Raw genomic sequence first — 19,160 nt, forward strand, 5'->3', positions numbered from 1 at the left:
GATGACGGCGATCACCCGCTTTGCACCCAGCCCGACCGGATACCTTCATCTCGGCCATGCGGCCTCTGCCCTGTTTTCTGCAAAACAGGCCGGGCCGCATGGCCGTTTTCTTTTGCGGATCGAAGATATCGACCAAACCCGGTGTCGCCCGGAATATCGTGAGGCGATCTATGAAGACCTCGCTTGGCTTGGCCTTGAATGGGAAACGCCGGTGCGTGTTCAGTCCGCGCACTTTGATGACTTTCAGGTGGTTCTGGATATGCTAAGTGACATGGGGTTGCTTTATCCGTGTTTCTGCACCCGCAAGGATATTCAGGCTGAAGTCGCGCGGATCGGCAATGCGCCGCATGGCCCGGACGGTGCGCTGTATCCCGGCACGTGTAGAGCCTGTTCTGCGCAGGAACGATCTGATCGGATTGCGGCGGGCGAAAGCTATGCGCTGCGGTTTGATATGGAAGGTGCGATCAAGCGTGTGGGGAGCGAACTGGTGTGGTTTGATCGTGCAGCTGGCAAACAGATCGCCACACCCGAGATTTTTGGTGATGTGGTACTGGCACGTAAGGATACGCCGACCAGTTATCACCTATCTGTTACCCATGATGACCATCTGCAGGGCATATCGCTGCTGACCCGTGGGCAGGATCTGTTCTTTGCCAGCCATCTGCATCGATTGTTGCAGGAAATCCTTGGCTATGACGTGCCGGAATACCATCACCACGGGCTTTTGACCGGCCCCGACGGCAAGCGTTTCGCCAAGCGCGACCAATCCAAAACCCTTCGATCCATGCGTGAAGAAGGTATGTCGGCGGACGACGTCCGCGCATTGGCGGATCAGTTCTGATCGCGACCAAGTGTTTCAAGTAGATCGGGGCGTTCTGCAAACCAGTTGCGGATGAAATCGATCAGAAGCCGGTTCTTGATCGGAAGGTTCCCCTGATAGGCATAGACAAGATAGATCGGCCGCAAGGGTGATCGATACGCCTCAAGCGCGGTTTCCAATCGACCTGCCTGAATTTCCGGCATAGCGACATATCGTGGCAAGTTTGAAACACCTAGCCCTTGGACCGTCGCATTGCGGATCAGCGGATAGTGGTTCAAACGAAGGGTTCCTTCGACTGCAACCGATTGCGGGCCATCCTTGGAAAAGAACACCCATTTGCGATCCTTGTAATATTGGAAATTCAGGATGCAGTTGTGGTGCAAAAGATCGCTCGGTGTCTTTGGCTTGGCGTGGGTGCGCCAATATTCCGGGCTGGCGCAGATCAGTTCGGAAAGCTGACCCAGTGGGATGGCCACCTGATCAGGGTCCGGTGTCAGGCCGGCGCGGATGGCGATATCCATATGTGACGATTGCAGATCGCGATAACTGTTTTCCAGTTCCATTTCGATCTGAATGCGTGGATGGATCTGCTGAAACGCAAGAATGATGTCGTGCAGGAACATCTCGCCAAAGGAAACGGGAACCGTGATGCGGACGGTTCCGACCGGCTCTCCGCGCAGGGTTTCAACCGCCTCAAACGCGGCATCGGCACTTTGGGTAATGCTTTGGCAATATTCCAGAAATGTACTGCCGATTTCGGTCAGTTCCAGCTTGCGGGTGGACCGAAACAGAAGCTTGGCACCAAGTGTGTCTTCAAGCCGTTTGACATGCTGACTGATCAGGCCTTTGGACGCACCGGTTGCGCGGGCGGCATCGGTGAAGCTGCCCTGTTCAATCACGGCCGCAAAGCTGCGCATTTCGCTAAGATAATCTTTCATTGTTTAAAATATTAAACGATAAGTTCGAAAATCACCAGATTATCGCGCTTACTGTTCTGTGAAATCTTTCAGTCATTCAATTTCCTGATTTGGAGGATGACATGAAGATTTTGTTGGTTGGTGCATCGGGCATCATTGGTAAGGGTGTGGATGCCGAACTGGCACCGCGTCACGAAATTATCCGCGCATCGCGCAACAGCGGTGATGTGAATGTGGATCTGAAAGATGCCGGTTCGATCCGCGCGATGTTTGAAAAGGTCGGCGCAGTTGATGCGGTGGTCTCGACCACGGGCAAAGTGCATTTTGGTGATTTTGCCGAAATGGACGAGGAGAAATACCGCATCGGCATTGATGACAAACTGTTTGGTCAGATTAATCTGGTTCTGATCGGTCGTGACTATGTTGCGCCAAATGCCTCCTTCACCCTGACGACCGGTATCCTGTCCAAGGACCCGATCCGCTATGGCAGTTCGGCATCCATGGTGAATGGTGCGATTGAGGGCTTTGTGAAGTCCGCTGCCATCGAAATCACGTCGGGCATGCGCATCAATGCGGTCAGTCCGGGGGTGATTCTTGAGGCGATGGAAGGGTACGCGCCTTATTTCCGTGGTCATGACCCGGTTCCGGCCGCACGCGCAGCGCTTGGTTACGCCAAGTCGGTCGAGGGACTTCAGACCGGTCAGGTAATTGAAATCTTTTGATTTCTAGCCTGTGAGGTCAGGGCGGCAAGGGCAAAAATGCCGGTTTGCCGCCCGTGTCCACGTGCTCAATACCGAAAAAAGCATTTCACAGATGCTTTTTGTCCCTGATATTCTCGTTTGCGTTGAATAGTACCTATGTATAGGAGGTACTTGTTCAAGCGAAGAGGTCAGGGGCAAAAAAGACCAGATGGAAAAGCAAGCCAGTTTGGTCACCGCAATCGGACGCCGATTTGTTGACCCGAACATAAGATTAAAGCCCAGCGGGGAGCTGACCGAAAAGGTCCGCCGTGACCTGCTTGATCTGGCATATCGAAATAACTGGGCAAACATTCTGGTGAACCTTGCCGCAGGGGCAGGTTTGACCACCATGTTTTGGCTGCAAGATGAATTGCATCTCGCGACCATGTGGTGGTTCGTGACCCTGTTTGTGATTTGTGTCATTCGCCTGTGGGGCGGCTTCCTGTTTCACAAGCATCGCAAATCACAGGTCGAGTTCGATGCGGATGCATTTCGCACCTGGCATCAACGCTATGTCGCGGGCGTGATTATTGCGGGCTTTATGTGGTCGGCCATCGGTATCATCGAAATCCCCACTGTGCGCGGCGAAAGCCAGTTCATGACGCTGATCATCATCGCAGGCCTTGCCGGTGGTGCGACGGGGATTTTGGCACCGGTCTTTGTGGTCGGCCGCCTCTATCTGATTGCGTTATTGTTACCGCCTGCGGTCATCATGACCTTTATGGATGATCCCAACTATATTCTGGCAGTTCTTTCAGGTGTGTTCCTGATTGTGATGCTGGCAACCCATCGCAACAACCATGCGGTTTTGTTCAGATCGCTTGTCTTGAAGCATCAGAATGATGACCTTGTTGAAGACTTGCGCCAGAAAAACCGGATCACCGAAAACTGGAACGCCACGCTTGAGGCGCGCGTTGAAGAACGCACCGAAGAACTCCGTAACCTGATCGAACATGACACTTTGACCGGGGTTTTGAACCGTGATGGTATCGTCGCCTGGTTTGAAGCCATGCGTAAAAGCGGCGCAAAGCTTGATTACGCTGTTTTGTTCATCGATCTGGACCGGTTCAAGCAGATCAATGACGGGCTGAGCCACGCGATTGGGGACGAAGTTCTCCGCGTGGTTAGCGACCGGTTGCGTTGCCATGTGGACGATCATCAGGCAGTTGGCCGATGGGGCGGGGATGAATTTTTGATGGTGCTGGCAGCCCCTCATGACGAACTACATGATCTGGTCGCCAGCACGATTGAAAAGGCGAAGTCGGCGGTACAGGAGCCGATCACGATTTGCGGCCATACGCTTCATGTCGGGTTTAGTACCGGGGTTGCATTTGCATCCCATCGAAGCCCGGCCATTTCCGAGTTGATCCATTGGGCGGATCTTGCCGCGGCCGAGGTCAAACGATCCGGACGTGGGAGTGTGCATAACTATGACAGCACGCTTTTGGTTGAACAGGAACGCAGGCTTTCGATCAACCAGGCCCTGCGCCGGGCTTTGGCAGCCAACGAGTTCTATCTGCAATATCAGCCGGTGATTGATGCGGTTGACGGCGAAATCGTTTCATATGAAGTGCTGTTGCGTTGGCATAGCGGTGATCTTGGCGTGGTAACACCTGACGAGTTCATTCCGATTGCCGAGGAAAGTGCGCTGATCGTTGAGATTGGCGAATGGGTTCTGCGGGAAGCCTGCACCACGATCCTGAACTGCGCCGATGTTTCTGTCCGAACCAAGGTCGCGGTTAACGTTTCCATCCGGCAAATCATTGCGCCGGGCTTTGCCGATATGGTTGAGCGCATTTTGGCGCAAACCGGACTGGTTCCGGATCGGTTGATCCTGGAAGTGACCGAATCAATCTTTGAAAAACGTCAAACCATGCAGATCGCGCGCGTTCTGGATCAGCTTCATGACGCGGGTGTGGAAATCCACATTGATGATTTCGGTACCGGATATTCATCCCTGTCCCGCCTGCATCAAATCCGCATTGATGCGGTCAAGATCGACAAGTCCTTTATCCTCAAGATGGATGAAAATGCCCGCGTCGTGATCGAGGCCGCCATCCTGATTGCCCATCGCTATGGCCTTAAGGTTATTGCCGAGGGGGTCGAGACCGAACAGCAGCGCAGCATTCTGGAAGGCATGGGTGTTGATGCCTATCAGGGATATTTCTTTGCCTATCCCGGCGCGATCCCGTGCACGGCATCTCATTGGCGCGCGGCAGAGGTCACAGGCAAATAGCCACAGCTACGCTGGTCACGTGATGACAAAAAAGAACGGCCTGTCCGCAGAAGCGGCAGGCCGTTTTAGTGCTATTCCGCTGGGGGCAGAATTAGCGGCTGAAGTCTATCAGGACGAGGAAACTGACAGGCACCAGGGCAAGTGCCACATAAATCCAGAACGAGGCGACAGGAACGCCGAAATGGGCCAGAACAAAGCCGACCAGATAAAGGACCAGACCGACGACTGCGACCAGAAGGATGCCCAAAAGCGGCAGTGAAACGTTGCTATCTGTTTTCATGTTCCGTCATGCTCCCGAAACGGATGTCTTAACTCATGGTGTTGAACCTACCATGTTGTGCGCGCGGGCGTTTTGATCCGTATCAATATGACGGGTATTGGTCGAAGTTTGGCGGCGTTTGCCGGAATCGGAGATCGCACATGACATATATAGTGTCATCGCACGTGTATCTTGGGCGAGAATCGGTCAAGAAGACCGTGATATTTGGCGGAATTGCTTGTTAGATCGGTCGCTGATATTGTCGCGCTGGTTTGGAAAGGGGAAGATTCCGTGCGGTTGAGTTGGGTAAAAACCGACCCAAACCACGGATTATCGCCAAAACCGCTCTGATAAGCGTTTTTGTCGCAGTTTTCGTTTGATGAAGGCTTGACGACATTGGTCAGAGGCAGTATTAACCCGCTTCCAAGCGCGGGCCTGCATGTTCAGGCCAAGCGTCCTTTTGCGAATTTATAGACCAGGAGATCAGGTCATGGCACGTCGCTGCCCGGTATCCGGCAAAGGCGTTTTGGTCGGCATGAATGTGAGCCACGCCCACAATCGTACCAAACGTCGTTTCCTCCCGAACCTGCAGCCGACCTCGCTGCTTAGTGAGTCGCTCGGTGGTTCGGTGCGTCTGCGTCTGACCACCAATGCTGTCCGCACCATCGAAAAACGTGGTGGTCTGGATGCATATCTGCTCAGCACTGCAAATGCAAAGCTGCCGGCAGATTTGGTGAAAATCAAACGCCAGGTCGCCAAAGCTGTTGAAGCAAAAGCTGCCTAATTCAGGCTTCTGCTTTACAGACAGATTTTACGAAGGCTCGCTTCTGGCGGGCCTTTCGTTTTTTCGCATATCGGTCTGGTAACGGACCGCGAAACAAGCTGCCATCCCTTGGGATGTGCGGCTTTTTTGTGCTTTGCAAAAACTGTGATGCCTTGGAGTCGCTTGGTTTGCGGACGGGTGTTTGTCACGAAACGCGACTCGGCGGCAGACGGGCTTTGCGCTTTTGGGAAATTGGTTTATACTTTGCTCTATCAGTGGTTTATGAGGCCGCGTTGCCCGGGTTTTTGAAACGTCACGATATCTTCATCACCAGCGATTCACGAACCTGCTAATTAAGGCGTGCGACTCGGTTAACACGGTGGAGCGGATGATATGCATTTATCGCCCAATGCGTGTCCGGCACTTGTTCTTAACGCCGACTTCCGGCCGTTGAGCTACTTCCCGCTGTCCCTTTGGTCTTGGCAGGATACGCTCAAGGCGGTCTTTCTTGAACGTGTCGATGTTCTTTCCGAATACGACCGCGAAGTGCGTTCTCCTTCTTTCAAAATGCGGCTGCCCAGCGTCATATCGCTAAAGGAATATGTCCCGCTTAAAAGCAGCCCGGCCTTTACCCGGTTCAACGTTTTCCTGCGTGACGAGTTTTCCTGCCAATATTGCGGCGATCGCTTGCCGACCAACGAGCTGACCTTTGATCACGTCATTCCGCGTGCCAAGGGGGGGCGTACGAACTGGGAAAACATCGTCACGGCCTGTTCGGACTGTAACCTGTTCAAGGGCAGTCGATCGGTCCGTGAGGCGGGCCTGCGACTGCGCAGGACGCCGGGACAGCCCTCCATGCACGAACTCCAGTCAACAGGACGCCGGTTCCCGCCAAACTATCTTCACGAAAGTTGGCGGGATTTTTTATACTGGGATACCGAACTGGAATACGACTTCTGATCGTGCCTTGGTGGATCTGTCCAACGAAAAAAGCACTGCCCGGATGAGCAGTGCTTTTTCTTTGTTGATTGCAGCGGGTTTTTACCAGCGATACTTAACAGTTGCCAGAATGGTGCGGCCCTGACCGTAGTAGCAGACGTTAGAGCCCGAGCAGGTTGAGACCCAACGTTCATCTGCAAGGTTCGTGGCATTCAGAGCCAGAAGATATCCATCGATCTCGTAGTGAATGCCGGCGTCAAACAGGGTCGTTGAAGGGATTGCAAAGGTGTTTGCATCGTCGCCGTATTGTTCGCCAAGATAGCGAACGCCACCGTTAAACCCGAAGCCCTTCATGACACCGGTTTGCAGGGTGTAATCAGCCCAAAAAGATGCGGTGTGCTCGGGAACGCCAAGCGGCGTGTTGCCCTGATCGCCGTCATTGTCTTTGGTGATTTCGGCATCGTTATAGCTGTAGGCTGCTTTGGCTACAAAACCGGCAAATGGTTCGATCGTGCCTTCAAGCTCCAAACCACGTGAGCGCACTTCGCCTGTTTGTACTTTGCGCGTGCTGTCATCGGGGTCTGCGGTGGTTACATTCTGACGGCGAAGGTCATAGAGGGCTGCTGTCAGAAGGCCGTTGAAGCTTTGCGGTTCATACTTGGCACCGATCTCCATCTGTTGACCAGTTTCAGGATCGAAGCTTTGGCTGCCTTCGCTTGCGACCGGATTGAAGGATTCCGAGTAGCTGATATAGGGAGCCAGTCCGAAGCTTGTTTTGTAAACAAGACCTGCCTGACCGGAGAAAGCTTGGTCATTCTTGCTGCTTTCCGCACCATTGCTGGCGTTGTTGTATTTTTTCTCGTCAGACCAGTCTTGGCGACCGCTAAGCGTCAATGTCCAGTTGTCGTCAAACTCAATCTGATCCTGAGCATACAGGCCAAGTTGGCGCAATGTAATGTCATCATCATACCAAGTCGTCAGAGAGCCGATGCTTCCGCCGTAGCTCGGGCTATAGACATTAAAGTCTGAGGCGGTGCCGTAGGCGGCGTAGCGATCATAAATGTAGTGTTGATAGTCAACGCCGGTCAGCAGTGTGTGATTGACCGTGCCGGTGTCAAAGCGTGTTTCGACCTGGTTGTCGATCGTAATTGCATGTGCATTTTGATCCGTGCGCAGGACATTTCGTTTCAGAGTGCCAGCATTCACGTCAGACCAGCCATTGCCATACACGGTTTTGTAATCAACATCGACGAACGCGTATCTGGCGTTCTGGCGGAACGTGATGTCGTTTGTGAAATCGTGACTGAACTCGTAACCAAACGAAGTCTGAACGCGCTCATACCCCTCAAATGAAGGTTCGCCGGTAAATACATCAACCGGTATCGCCCCGTTTGGAGCAGCGTAAATTGTGCCGACTGCGGGCAGCCAGTTATTGGCTGAGCCGGTTTCGTCATGCTGATAGTGGGTCAGGATGGTCAGCGACGTGTCGTCATTTTCCCATTTGAGGGATGGGGCAATGTAAATGCGGTCATCATCGACCATGTCGGTCTGGGTGCCGGAATCTTGAACCAGTCCAGTTAGGCGATACAGAACGCTTCCGTCTTCAACGGCTTTGCCGCCAACATCGAAAGCGCCTTGTTTGTGCTCAAAGCTTCCGCCCTCAAGTGTGACTTCGTTGACGATGTCTTCATGCGGGCGCTTGGTAACGACGTTCACAAGGCCACCTGGCGAGTTCTGTCCATACATGACGGAAGTCGGGCCACGCAGTAGTTCGATGCGCTCGGCACCGTATGCTTCCTGACGGAATGACGCATAACCCGACGAACGCAGTTGAAGGCCGTCACGATAAAGGCCGGTGTCCTGCTGGGAAAATCCACGCACTTTGAACCAGTCGTACCGCGTGTCATAGCCAAACTGATCGGGTTGTACGCCAGCAGAATATTTCAGGGCATCCATGACCGTCTGGTCCTGGCGCGCATCAATTTCGTCTGCGCCAACCACAGACATTGAACGCGGCGTTTTCGAAATCGGCGTGTCGGTTTTGGTTGCGGTGCCACTTTGTGTGGCAACAAAGCCCTCTACCGGTGACGTGGCTGTCTCGAACTGTTGTTCGGCTTCGATCAAGATCGCCGGTGTTTCAGTCGCGCCTGTGGCGGAGCTTTTTTCTGCTTCCGAGGTGGTTGCTTCAGTTGATGATTGCGCCTGCGCGAAATTCGGGGCGGCAAAGACCAAAGCAATGGCTGTACCCAGCAAAAGGGTGGAAGACAGTTTACGTCCTGTGGAAAGCATTTGGGTTTCCCTATCGGTTGTCTGTGACGACGACCTGCAGGGCGGGAACCGGCGGGCCATCTTTCATGATGGACCTGTCGATATCACGCGCGACGGGGGTAAATATTGAACCGGATTTGGACGGATTGAACGGATTTTGGCTTAAGTTAAGCGAACTGTTCCTTGCGCCATGCGCCCGGGGTGGTGCCAACGATCTTGCGGAACACGCGGGTTAAATGTGCCTGATCGGCAAAGCCGACCCGAAGGGCAACAGATGCCAATGGCGTGTCGTTATCCATCAGCAGGTTTTTGGCGCGCTCCACACGGGCCTTCATCTGCCATTGCTGGGGCGGCATGCCGGTTGATTCGCGAAATGCCGAACAGAAATAGGACTGTGATAGTCCGGTCAGCTGTGCAAGTTCATCAAGGCGAATGGTGCGACCGCAATTCTGTTCAATGAAGTCGACCGTTTTGCGAAGCTGATACGGGGCCAGTTTGCCGCGTTTGCGCTGAGGTTCTTGATCCGGGCGTGGTTGGAGAAGGGCCGCGGTCAGGGCGGTAACCAGGCCTTCGCCATAAATCTGCGGTCCGGGCATGCCGTTTTCCAGATCGTCGGTAAGCAATCGTACCAGCGTGTTGATGCGCGGATCGCAAAATCCGATGCGCGGTGTTTCAAGGGCGCTGCGATCAAGATGGTTGCCCAGGCTTTGTTCAAGGGCATCAACATCAAGATGGATATCGAGATGGCGTAACCGGCATTTGCCAAGCACTTCAGAGGAGACTTCCATCCCGGCCGGTATATAGGACAAGCAGCCTTGGCCGCGATGGCCGCGTTTGACATTGTCGCTTGATGCGCGAACCTCGACCCGACCATCACCAACGCAATCCAAAATCGCCACAAGACGCGGCGCGCGCGACACATAGGTGCCGCCTGCCGACTTTTCGCATTCCACATGCCACAGATCTGTGATGGCTGCGTTCCAGCGGCGGAAGCGCAAATCATCGAGAAGGGAGATGCCTTCGATCTTGCTGGTCATCTGGGGGTGGAATGCCATGTCGGTCAAGAGTGCCCGGGCCTTTCAATGTGGTCTGGTTTTGGATTTTGTTGGGCCTCAATATAACGGGGATTTTTCTGCAAACAATAACAATTCTCATTATCAAATGAATATTTGTTCGTTTTGTGAATAATTAATCGCCTAGGATGTGATCGAAAATGACAAAACCCGCCCAGCGTGTGGGCGGGTTTGCAATAACTGATCTTGTGCGCGGTTTGGAAGTTCTTACTTCTTCATCCAGCGCGACGGTGCAATGAAGCAAAAGGCGGTCAGTGCTGCCGAGAAGAACACGTTCACCGTGGGCATGGTGATGCCAAACAGGGTCCAGTCGATCTTGTCACAGCGGACAATCGGTTGCGCCATCAGTTGTGCCTTGAGTTCTGCAAGTGAACCTGCACCGCTCTGAACGCCGCCGCACATGGCCGGTCCCGGCCACCAAAGTTCCTGAACCCCGACATGATAAAACGCGATGCCGGTGCCAACCGCAAAGGTCACGCCGCACAAATAGACCAGCGCGCGCGCCACACCGGGGAACCGGAGCAACAGAACGGCTGCCAATGCCAATCCCGCGGCCACATAAAACGGCACACGCTGATAAAGACACAGAATGCAGGGCAGGAGCTTCTGAACATACTGTGCGTAAAACGCAAAGCCGAGGCTGCCGACCGAGGTCAAAAGCAAAATGGCCGGTGCCAAAGCAAGGGCGTAATGCGGGCGAAGCAGTTTGAACATCAATAAATCCGTTTGTCGTCTTCCGTGAAATGCACTCATCAGATCAGCCGTGCGGGATGAACTTGATGGCGACGAACCCACCGACAAGAACCACGATAAATATGGTGAAAACGAGGCCCAGTCGCTTTTCGATGAAATCTCGAATGACGGGACCGAATTTCCAGATCAGCGCGGCAATGACAAAGAACCGCAAGCCGCGCGCAAGAATGGATGCGACTGTAAATACGATCGGATCAAGGGCGGTAACACCCGACAGGATCGTAATGACTTTATAAGGGAACGGTGTGACACCGGCGATAAACACCGCCCATGCGCCCCATTCGTTATAATAGTCTCGGAACTGATCAAATTTCCCGGCATAGCCATACAGATCCAGAACCGGGCGACCCACGGTTTCAAACAGGAAGTAGCCGATACCATAGCCGATCACACCGCCCAGCACAGAACCAACCAGACAAATCAACGCATAGCGCCATGCCTTGGTCGGGGCGGCAATGATCATGGGGATCAACAGGATATCTGGCGGGATCGGAAAGACGGAGCTTTCAATCATGGCAATGAAGAACAATGCCAGACCGGCATGGCGATGGCCTGCCAGATTCATGGTCCAATCATAAAGACTGCGGATCACAGCTATTGCGCCTTGTATTGGTTGCGATGTGTTGGTGAAGCGGCGCAAAGGCCCGAAAACGCGGGCGATCAAAGCGCATTTTGCCCAAGATCGCAATGACGCAGTTCGCGTTCAACAAATCGGACACATTTTTGCACAAACCCCCATTGACCCGGCGAAATTTACAGCTATTATCCCGCCCGTCGATGGAGGGTACGCATAGGTACCCAAATTGCCTGCCCCTGTGGCGGAATTGGTAGACGCGGCAGACTCAAAATCTGTTTCACTTAGTGAGTGGGAGTTCGATTCTCCCCGGGGGCACCATCGCTTTCTCCAACAAAAGAATACATAAAGCTTGAGATGCTCAGGCCTCTTTGTTGCGTGCGATTCCAGAGCGGTAACCGATCATTCTATATGTGAAACTGATCGGCTTTCGCTCAACCTACGCGAGATAAGCGCCAGTTTTAGCCATTTTTTCTTGGCACATTATTTGCCATTTCCTGATTCCTTATCAACTTAGGGAGGAAAAAATGCAAAAAGCAAAAATGCTTGTCTCTGCTTCTATTGTTACTGGATTTCTTGGTTTTACTGGGTTGGCTTCTGCCGAAGATCGGTTCGCATCGCCATTTGGGCCGGATGATCAAATCGGGGCTGCCAACTATCTCAACTCCGAGGTCACTCTTGCTGCCAGCAAGCTTATTTCCGAAGGGAAAGTTTATTCACTCGGTATGGAAGTTTCGCGTGACACACCTGCTTTCGCACCGCGCGGTGTCTCGGTCACTGTTTTCTCGCCGGGACAAAGTGGTAACAAGACATTTGGCAGCAATGCCGGATCATATAACGACGACATGTTCACTGGATGGCTTGGTGTCGGGACGCAGATCGACGGTCTTGGGCATTTGGGCGATCATCACACCTACTACAATAACAACCACGCCGAAGAGATCGTTGCAGCAACGGGCCTGACCAAGTTGGGCATCGAACATGTACCGCCAATCGCAACGCGCGGCGTTTTGCTTGATGTTGCGTCGATCAAGGGAACAGATCGTTTGGAAGGCGGTTATGTCGTAACGCTTGATGACATCATGGCAGCACAGAAAGCGGCTGGAACTGAAATCCGTAAGGGTGATGTTGTTCTTATCCATACCGGCTGGCTTGAATTGGTTGGAAAGGACAATGCACTTTACGGTTCGACTGAGCCTGGTATCGGCTTGGAAGCAGCTGAATGGCTTGCCAAAAAGGGTGTTGTTGCTGTCGGTGGGGATACCTGGGGACTGGAAGCAGTTCCCCATGAAGATCCAACCGCGTTCTTTCCCGTGCACGTGAAACTGTTGGCCGAAAACGGTGTCTATATTCTTGAAAACATCGTGACCAAGGATTTGGCCGCAGACCGCGCACACGAGTTTCTGTTCGTACTAGGACAGGCAAAACTTAAAGGTGCGGTTCAAATGATCATTAACCCGGTCGCTATTCGCTAATCCGGTACGATCATTTTGTGAGCTTAAGAACCGGCGGCCAAGCGACCAAACAGGCCGCCGGTTCTTCTGACACATGCAAACGTCCGTCTGCATGTGGCTAACTCAATAAACGCTTCGATAAATCTCTTCGATCTCACCTGCTGTCATATTGCGTGGATTGCTATCGATCAGGCGATGGATTTTGGTAAAGACTTCTTCCGCCATTTCCGGAAGGGCGTCTTCGGTCACACCAAGATCGCGCAGACGGGTTTCAAGGCCGCTGGCCGGAACCATTTCCTCGATCCGTTTGACGAATGCCTCGGCAGCGGCGTCTTCACTCTCGAAATCGACACCTTCGATCAGGCAAGGTGCCAGTTCGGCATACAACTTTTTGGCTGCTGGCAGGTTAAAGCGGATGATTTGCGCCATCACCAGCGCATTGGCATGACCATGCGGGATATGGAAACGTGCACCCAGCGGATAGGCCAGACCATGAATGGCGGCGACCGATGCATTGGCAAAGGCCATCCCGGCAATCAGAGATCCCTGCAACATGGCAGAGCGTGCTTCCTTATCCCCCGGGTTTTCAATCACCTTCATCAGGTTCTTGCCGAGCAGCGAAAGGGCGGTGACTGCCATACCATCGGCAATCGGGTTCTTGCGCGTGCGGCTGGTATAGCCCTCGATGGCGTGCACCATGGCATCAAGGCCGGTGGCAGCTGTGACTTTTTGCGGCAAGCCATAGGTAAGTTCGGGGTCAAGAAGGGCGACGTCAGGCATTAACTGCGGGGTGTAAACGGCCTGCTTGAGGTTGTTGTTATCAGTAATCACCGACACCCACGTGACTTCCGAGCCGGTCCCGGCCGTGGTCGGGATCTGGATCAGCGGCAGGCGATCGCCGGTTGCCTTGTCCACTCCATAGATCTCCTCAATCGTCTGATCGCTGTTGGCCAGCAACGCAACCAGCTTGGCGCTATCAAGCGAGCTGCCGCCGCCAAGACCAACCACGCCATCCGCTTCCCAATCACGTGCATCGGCAATGGCGGCTTCGACGATTTTCTGGGGTGGGTCGGCTTCGACATCGGAAAAGATCTGAACCGCGATACCAGCGGTCTCAAGTGCATCTTGCGCCTTTTTCGCAAAGCCCAGTTTGACGATGCCCGGATCGCAGACGATGGTGACACGGCTGGCGCCGAGTTCCTTCATAAGGCTGCCGGTCTTGGCAATGCCACCGGCTTCGCAGACGATGCGCGGCACGCTTCGGAACATGAAACTCATGATTTGTCTCCTTATCCGGGATCAGTTGGCATTCCCGGCGAGACCGCCGAGGCACATGTATTTAATTTCAACGAAATCATCGATGCCGTATTTCGACCCTTCGCGGCCGATACCGGATTCCTTGACCCCGCCAAACGGTGCTGATTCGGTCGAAATGATGCCTTCATTGATGCCAACGATGCCGTATTCAAGCGCCTCGCCAACCCGCCAGATGCGGCCGATGTCACGCGCGTAGAAATAAGCTGCCAGACCAAATGGCGTGTCATTGGCCATGCGAATGGCGTCTTCTTCGCTATGGAACTTGAAGAGCGGTGCGACCGGACCAAAGATCTCCTCGGAGAATATCCGCATATCCGCTGTCACCCCGGTCAGGACGGTTGGGGTGAAGAAGTTGCTGTCAGCCTTGGCGCGATCACCTCCCAGAACGGCTTTTGCCCCACGCGAAACGGCGTCTTCGACAAGGGCTTCGACCTTTTCAATTGCCTTGGAGTTGATCAGCGGGCCTTGGGTGACTCCTTCTTCGGTGCCGTGACCGACGCGCAGTTTGCTAACGGCCTCGGCCAGTTTGGCGGCAAAGGCATCATAGACACCTTCCTGAACCAGAATGCGGTTGGCACAAACGCAGGTCTGGCCAGCATTGCGGTATTTCGAGGCAATCGCGCCTGCGACTGCTGCATCAAGATCAGCATCGTCAAACACGATAAACGGCGCATTGCCGCCAAGCTCGAGGCTAACCTTTTTGACGGTGTCAGCGCACTGACGCATCAGAAGCTTGCCAACCTGGGTGGAGCCGGTGAAGGACAGCTTGCGCACGATCGGGTTGGCAGTCAGTTCACCACCGATTTCCGCCCCGTGTGATGCGGTGACGATATTGATCACGCCATCGGGGAAGCCTGCACGTTTGGCCAGTTCAACCAATGCCAGTGCGGTCAATGGGGTATCTTCGGCGGGTTTGATAACGACCGTGCAACCCGCAGCAAGGGCCGGGGCGCATTTGCGCGTGATCATGGCCATCGGGAAGTTCCAGGGCGTGATCGCGGCAACAACACCAATCGGCTGTTTGACGGTGATGATGCGTTTATCCGCACCATGGGACGGGATAACGTCGCCATAGATGCGTTTGCCTTCTTCGGCAAACCATTCAAGGAAGGACGCGCCATAGGCAACTTCACCGGATGCCTCGGCCAGCGGTTTGCCCTGTTCGCGGGTCATCAGCAATGCAAGGTCGGCTTGTGCCGCCATGCAGAGATCAAACCATTTACGCAGCACATTTGCGCGTTCCTTGGCGGTTTTGGCCCGCCACGCAGGAAGGGCCGCATTGGCGGCATCAACGGCACGGCGGGTTTCGGCCGCCCCCATATCTGGGACATCGGCAAGATGTTCGCCGGTGGCCGGGTCAACAACGGCAAAGATCTTGCCGCTATCGGATGCAACCCATTTGCCGTCGATATGTGCCTGGGTCTGCCAGAGGCCAGAATCATTAAGCTGGATGGTCATGGTGGCTATTCCTTTTCGTTACAGCACGGCGGCATAAATCGCGCGGGCGGCATCGAACGTCATTTCACGCGGGTTGTTGATCAGAAGGCGTTCCACCTTCATCGCATCGGTTGCCAGCATGTCGAGGTCGCTTTCCGCCACGCCGACTTCGCGCAAGGTGCGGCTGAACGGCATGCGTTCGACCATGTCAGTCATAAAGGCGATGAAGCGATCACAGGCGGCATCGTCATTTTCGAATTTTTCACCGGGCAGAACCGCGCGGGCGAGTTCGCCATATTGCGATACGGCGGCATCCCGGTTGAATTTCAGGACTTCGATCAAGACCAGTGCATTGCTGTGCCCGTGCGGGACGTGGAAATGTCCGCCGAGTGGATAGGCAAGGGCATGAACCGCCGCGACCGGGGCATTGGCAAACGCCATCCCGGCCAGCATGGACCCCTGAAGCATGGCTTCGCGGGCTTCACGTGACGGGCTGGCGGAAACCGCATCATCGATATGGGCTGTCATCAGCTGCATCGCGCGAACGGCAAGCCCGTCCGAGAGGGCATTTTTCTTGTGCCTGGTGGTATATGCCTCAATCGCATGGACCATGGCATCAATGCCGGTCATGGCCGTGATCGGGGCCGGAAGGCCCATAGTCAGCTTGGCATCGAGAAGTGCAATGTCTGGATAAAGAAGGTTGGACACCACACCCTTTTTCTCATGCGTCGGCGTGGTGACGATCGAGATCGGGGTGACTTCCGAACCGGTGCCCGCCGTGGTTGGCACCTGAATAAGTGGCAGTCGCGGACCTGTTGCCAGACCGATGCCATAGATCTCGTCAAGTTTCTGATCCTTGCCACACAGAAGCGCGACCAATTTGGCGGTATCAAGTGATGAACCGCCACCAAGACCGATGACGATATCGGCCTTGAAATCACGCGCACCCTTGACCGCAGCAAGGATGCTTTCCTCAGGCGGATCGGCCTGAACATCGGTCCAAAGCAGGGTGTCAATCCCGGCTTCTTTAAGCGCGGCATAGGGGGTATCGATCAGGCCAACCTTCTGCAAGCCCGGGTCGGTCAGGAGAACGGCGCGTTTTGCACCGAACTCCTTGCAAAGTGTACCGAGCTGCAAGGCACCGTCGAACTCGCAGATGACGCGAGGGGTGGTTTCAAACACAAAGTCTGACATGGGGAACCTCGTCTTTTGACTTGTCTGCTGTCGGGATCAGGCGGTTTCCAATTCAGCCTTGGAAACGGTGCCGCGTTCGATGCGATAACTGCCCGCCACCAGATCGGCCGAATGGGTGTCATCGGATTCAGAAATCAGGACACACAGACCACTGCTGCCGAGATCGGAAATGACTTCCGACAGGCGACGTGACAGGACCGGTGCGACCCCTTCGAACGGTTCATCAAGCAGCAGAAGATTGCGGCCGGGCATCAATGCGCGCCCAAGCGAAACCAGTTTCTGTTGACCACCGGAAAGCTGCAGCGCACGGCGATCCCGGAACTGGGCGATTTCGGGTAACAGGTCATAGACCCATTTCAGCCGTTCTTCGGCGTCTTTGATGCCATTGGTCCATGCCGGAAGAAGAATGTTCTCCTCAACCGTCAGAGACGGGATCAGACGGCGGTCTTCGGGCATGTAACTGATGCCGGTTTTGGCACGGGCGAAATCAGGCTGCTTTCGCAGGTCCTGCCCATCAAAGGTGATGGTTCCCTGATCGGCATCAAGAAGACCCATGATGGCGCGCATCAGGGTGGTCTTCCCCGCCCCGTTATGACCGATCAGGCCAAACATCTTGCCGGACGGCACCGAAAGCGAGACATCGCGCAGGATCGGAATATTGCCGATCGAAACATCGAGATTGCGGATTTCCAGGGTCATGATGCGCCATTCCCTTGTTTGGTGGTGGGACGATGGCCGGTCACAAGATCGCGGACTTGCTGATCGGCCAGAACAGCCGCAGGTTCGCCATCGGCAATGATTTCGCCGCTGTAAAACGCCAGAACGCGCGAGACGTAGCGTTCGACCACATCCATGTCATGTTCGACAAACAGCACGGTCACGCCATGCTGACGCACAGCATTCATCACCGTATCCATCAGGCCGGTTTTTTCATCCATGCTGACACCACTGGTCGGTTCATCCAGTAGCAGCATCTGCGGATTGCCAATCAGCGCCATGGCGATATCAACCAGCTTGCGCGCCCCCTGCGGGACGGCGGTGACCATTGAATGGCGATAGTTTTCGACGCCGAATTCCTTAAGGATTTCCTCGGCCCGAGCGATGCGAGCATCGCTGCGAAGGGGGCTTAGGAAACTCGGGCGGGCACTTTCGGCAGCGGCCAAAGCAACAATCAGGTTGTCGAGAACTGTCATTTCCGGGAATAGCTGCGCAACCTGGAAGGAGCGCGCCATTCCAGCACGTGTGATGGCACGCGGGGAATGCCCCATGATGGACTTGCCGTTAAACAGGATCTCGCCCCGGGTTGGTTTGAGATAGCCCGTCACCATGTTGATGAAGGTCGTCTTGCCAGCCCCGTTGGAGCCAATCACACCAACGACTTCACCCTTGTTGATCTGAACGTTCAAATCCTTTGCGGCGATGACCGCGCCGAATTCTTTGTTCAGCGAACGTGTTTCGAGAATACAGGTCATGCCCGTTCTCCTGTTTTTTCACGGCTGACCAGGCACCACAGCCCTTTGGGCAGGAAGATGATGACCGCAAGAAGCGTGAAGCCGAGGATCATCTGCCAGGTGTGGGGAACGAATTCGATGGCGTAGGTGCGCACAAACGAGAAGACGATGGCGGCAATAAACGGTGCTGCCACATGGCCCAAGCCACCCAAAAGCGCGATGAAGACGAACTCACCCGACGTGGTCCAATAGGCCATCTCCGGATCGACATGGCCGGTGGCCAATGCCGTTAGGCCGCCACCAAGTGCGGAAACTGCGGCCGCAGCAACATAGTTGCCATAGAGCAACCAGCGCGGCGACAGACCAAGATATTCAACGCGGACTTCGTTTTCACGAACCGCCTCGCAAATGACGCCAACACCGGCCTTGGTGTAACGATGGATCAGAACCGCAACGAGCAGACCGGCAATCACCGTCATGGTAAATACGGTTTGCTGGCTACCTGCACCTGCCTCGGGTGCCCAGCCAAACAGGGTCCAGTCATGAACGTTAAAGCCATCCGTGCTGCCCAGTTCCTGACTTTTCACAAGGATGCCAAACAGGATCATCGAAAAGGCCAGCGACAGCATGGCAAAAAAGATTTCGCGATAGCGCGTCAGCAACAGACCCAGCAGCATCGCAATAACGATCGCGACAAACATACCCAGCGACAGGGCCGCAATCGCATCATGAATGCCAAAGAACTGGCCGCCCATGCCAACGGTGTAGCCGCCGATGCAATAGAACAATCCTTGGCCAAAGGATACGAGACCCGAGCGCATCTGCATGACAACGCCCTGAACGACAAGTGCTTTGGCCAGTGCGATGGTCAGAAGGAAGATCAGCCAACCCGGCGAAACGAAGCCGAACAGCACACAGGCAAGTGCCACCAGTCCGAGCGAGATTTCAGTTTTATCAAGACGCAT

General features: G+C 54.4%; 18 protein-coding genes and 1 tRNA gene. 7 read left to right on the forward strand and 12 right to left on the reverse strand.

What is annotated here, in order from left to right; genetic code table 11:
- The first annotated feature begins 1 nt into the window (after position 1).
- Positions 2–841 carry a tRNA glutamyl-Q(34) synthetase GluQRS gene (gene gluQRS / locus ACMZ66_RS19895; protein ID WP_416939937.1) on the forward strand — a complete coding sequence of 280 codons (840 nt, stop codon included), beginning with the start codon at positions 2–4 and terminating at the stop codon, positions 839–841.
- Here gluQRS and ACMZ66_RS19900 read toward each other — a convergent pair.
- Entirely contained in the window at positions 832–1,758 is a 927-nt protein-coding gene (locus ACMZ66_RS19900) for a LysR substrate-binding domain-containing protein (RefSeq protein ID WP_416939939.1), read from the reverse strand. The two genes, gluQRS and ACMZ66_RS19900, sit on opposite strands and share 10 nt — an antisense overlap.
- A gap of 101 nt (positions 1,759–1,859) precedes the next feature.
- Between ACMZ66_RS19900 and ACMZ66_RS19905 the strand changes: the two genes are divergently transcribed.
- Together ACMZ66_RS19905 and ACMZ66_RS19910 are read left to right on the forward strand one after the other, a co-directional pair.
- Positions 1,860–2,459, forward strand: coding sequence for a short chain dehydrogenase (locus ACMZ66_RS19905; protein WP_416939941.1), 600 nt, complete (start codon positions 1,860–1,862; stop codon positions 2,457–2,459).
- A gap of 187 nt (positions 2,460–2,646) precedes the next feature.
- The gene (locus ACMZ66_RS19910; protein WP_416939943.1) at positions 2,647–4,713 is read left to right on the forward strand and encodes a putative bifunctional diguanylate cyclase/phosphodiesterase; all 2,067 of its coding nucleotides are present in this window, start codon (positions 2,647–2,649) and stop codon (positions 4,711–4,713) included.
- Positions 4,714–4,804: 91 nt separating this feature from the next.
- Here ACMZ66_RS19910 and ACMZ66_RS19915 read toward each other — a convergent pair whose 3' ends face one another.
- The gene (locus tag ACMZ66_RS19915; RefSeq protein WP_416939945.1) at positions 4,805–4,993 is read right to left on the reverse strand and encodes a hypothetical protein; all 189 of its coding nucleotides are present in this window, start codon (positions 4,991–4,993) and stop codon (positions 4,805–4,807) included.
- 469 nt (positions 4,994–5,462) lie between these two features.
- On the opposite strand from ACMZ66_RS19915, the gene rpmB reads away from it, so the two are divergent.
- Positions 5,463–5,756: a 50S ribosomal protein L28 gene (rpmB, locus tag ACMZ66_RS19920; protein WP_416939947.1), complete on the forward strand. Its 294-nt coding sequence runs from the start codon at positions 5,463–5,465 to the stop codon at positions 5,754–5,756.
- A 372-nt stretch (positions 5,757–6,128) separates the two neighbouring features.
- Positions 6,129–6,695 (forward strand): HNH endonuclease, encoded by a 567-nt coding sequence (locus tag ACMZ66_RS19925; RefSeq protein ID WP_416939949.1) that lies wholly within the window; start codon positions 6,129–6,131, stop codon positions 6,693–6,695.
- A gap of 81 nt (positions 6,696–6,776) precedes the next feature.
- On the opposite strand, the gene ACMZ66_RS19930 is transcribed toward ACMZ66_RS19925, so the two are convergent.
- From ACMZ66_RS19930 to ACMZ66_RS19945, 4 genes are all read right to left on the reverse strand, one after another.
- Entirely contained in the window at positions 6,777–8,963 is a 2,187-nt protein-coding gene (locus ACMZ66_RS19930) for a TonB-dependent siderophore receptor (RefSeq protein WP_416939951.1), read from the reverse strand.
- A gap of 146 nt (positions 8,964–9,109) precedes the next feature.
- On the reverse strand, positions 9,110–9,979 hold the full coding sequence (locus tag ACMZ66_RS19935) for a helix-turn-helix domain-containing protein (RefSeq protein ID WP_416939953.1): 870 nt from the start codon (positions 9,977–9,979) through the stop codon (positions 9,110–9,112).
- Between the two features lie 243 nt (positions 9,980–10,222).
- Positions 10,223–10,729 carry a disulfide bond formation protein B gene (locus tag ACMZ66_RS19940; RefSeq protein WP_416939955.1) on the reverse strand — a complete coding sequence of 169 codons (507 nt, stop codon included), beginning with the start codon at positions 10,727–10,729 and terminating at the stop codon, positions 10,223–10,225.
- Positions 10,730–10,772: 43 nt separating this feature from the next.
- Positions 10,773–11,360 carry a YqaA family protein gene (locus ACMZ66_RS19945; protein ID WP_416939957.1) on the reverse strand — a complete coding sequence of 196 codons (588 nt, stop codon included), beginning with the start codon at positions 11,358–11,360 and terminating at the stop codon, positions 10,773–10,775.
- Between the two features lie 217 nt (positions 11,361–11,577).
- Here ACMZ66_RS19945 and ACMZ66_RS19950 point away from each other — a divergent pair.
- Both ACMZ66_RS19950 and ACMZ66_RS19955 read left to right on the forward strand, forming a co-directional pair.
- Positions 11,578–11,663, forward strand: a tRNA-Leu gene (locus ACMZ66_RS19950).
- 206 nt (positions 11,664–11,869) lie between these two features.
- Positions 11,870–12,817: a cyclase family protein gene (locus ACMZ66_RS19955; RefSeq protein ID WP_416939959.1), complete on the forward strand. Its 948-nt coding sequence runs from the start codon at positions 11,870–11,872 to the stop codon at positions 12,815–12,817.
- Positions 12,818–12,919: 102 nt separating this feature from the next.
- Here ACMZ66_RS19955 and ACMZ66_RS19960 read toward each other — a convergent pair whose 3' ends face one another.
- Genes ACMZ66_RS19960 through ACMZ66_RS19985 form a run of 6 tightly spaced genes read right to left on the reverse strand, consistent with a single transcriptional unit; the run spans position 12,920 to position 19,160 of the window.
- The gene (locus ACMZ66_RS19960; RefSeq protein ID WP_416939961.1) at positions 12,920–14,074 is read right to left on the reverse strand and encodes an iron-containing alcohol dehydrogenase; all 1,155 of its coding nucleotides are present in this window, start codon (positions 14,072–14,074) and stop codon (positions 12,920–12,922) included.
- A 21-nt stretch (positions 14,075–14,095) separates the two neighbouring features.
- Complete coding sequence (locus ACMZ66_RS19965; RefSeq protein ID WP_416939963.1) at positions 14,096–15,571, reverse strand: NAD-dependent succinate-semialdehyde dehydrogenase; 1,476 nt, start codon at positions 15,569–15,571, stop codon at positions 14,096–14,098.
- Positions 15,572–15,589: 18 nt separating this feature from the next.
- Positions 15,590–16,744 carry an iron-containing alcohol dehydrogenase gene (locus tag ACMZ66_RS19970; protein ID WP_416939965.1) on the reverse strand — a complete coding sequence of 385 codons (1,155 nt, stop codon included), beginning with the start codon at positions 16,742–16,744 and terminating at the stop codon, positions 15,590–15,592.
- A gap of 36 nt (positions 16,745–16,780) precedes the next feature.
- Entirely contained in the window at positions 16,781–17,443 is a 663-nt protein-coding gene (locus tag ACMZ66_RS19975; protein WP_416939967.1) for an ABC transporter ATP-binding protein, read from the reverse strand.
- Entirely contained in the window at positions 17,440–18,216 is a 777-nt protein-coding gene (locus ACMZ66_RS19980; RefSeq protein ID WP_416939969.1) for an ABC transporter ATP-binding protein, read from the reverse strand. Before ACMZ66_RS19980 ends, ACMZ66_RS19975 begins: the two co-directional genes overlap by 4 nt.
- A complete protein-coding gene (locus ACMZ66_RS19985; protein ID WP_416939971.1) occupies positions 18,213–19,160 on the reverse strand; it encodes a branched-chain amino acid ABC transporter permease in 948 nt (315 codons plus the stop codon). Before ACMZ66_RS19985 ends, ACMZ66_RS19980 begins: the two co-directional genes overlap by 4 nt.

The sequence above is a fragment of the Thalassospira sp. genome (genome assembly GCF_048059015.1).
In the GTDB taxonomy this organism is placed as follows: domain Bacteria; phylum Pseudomonadota; class Alphaproteobacteria; order Rhodospirillales; family Thalassospiraceae; genus Thalassospira.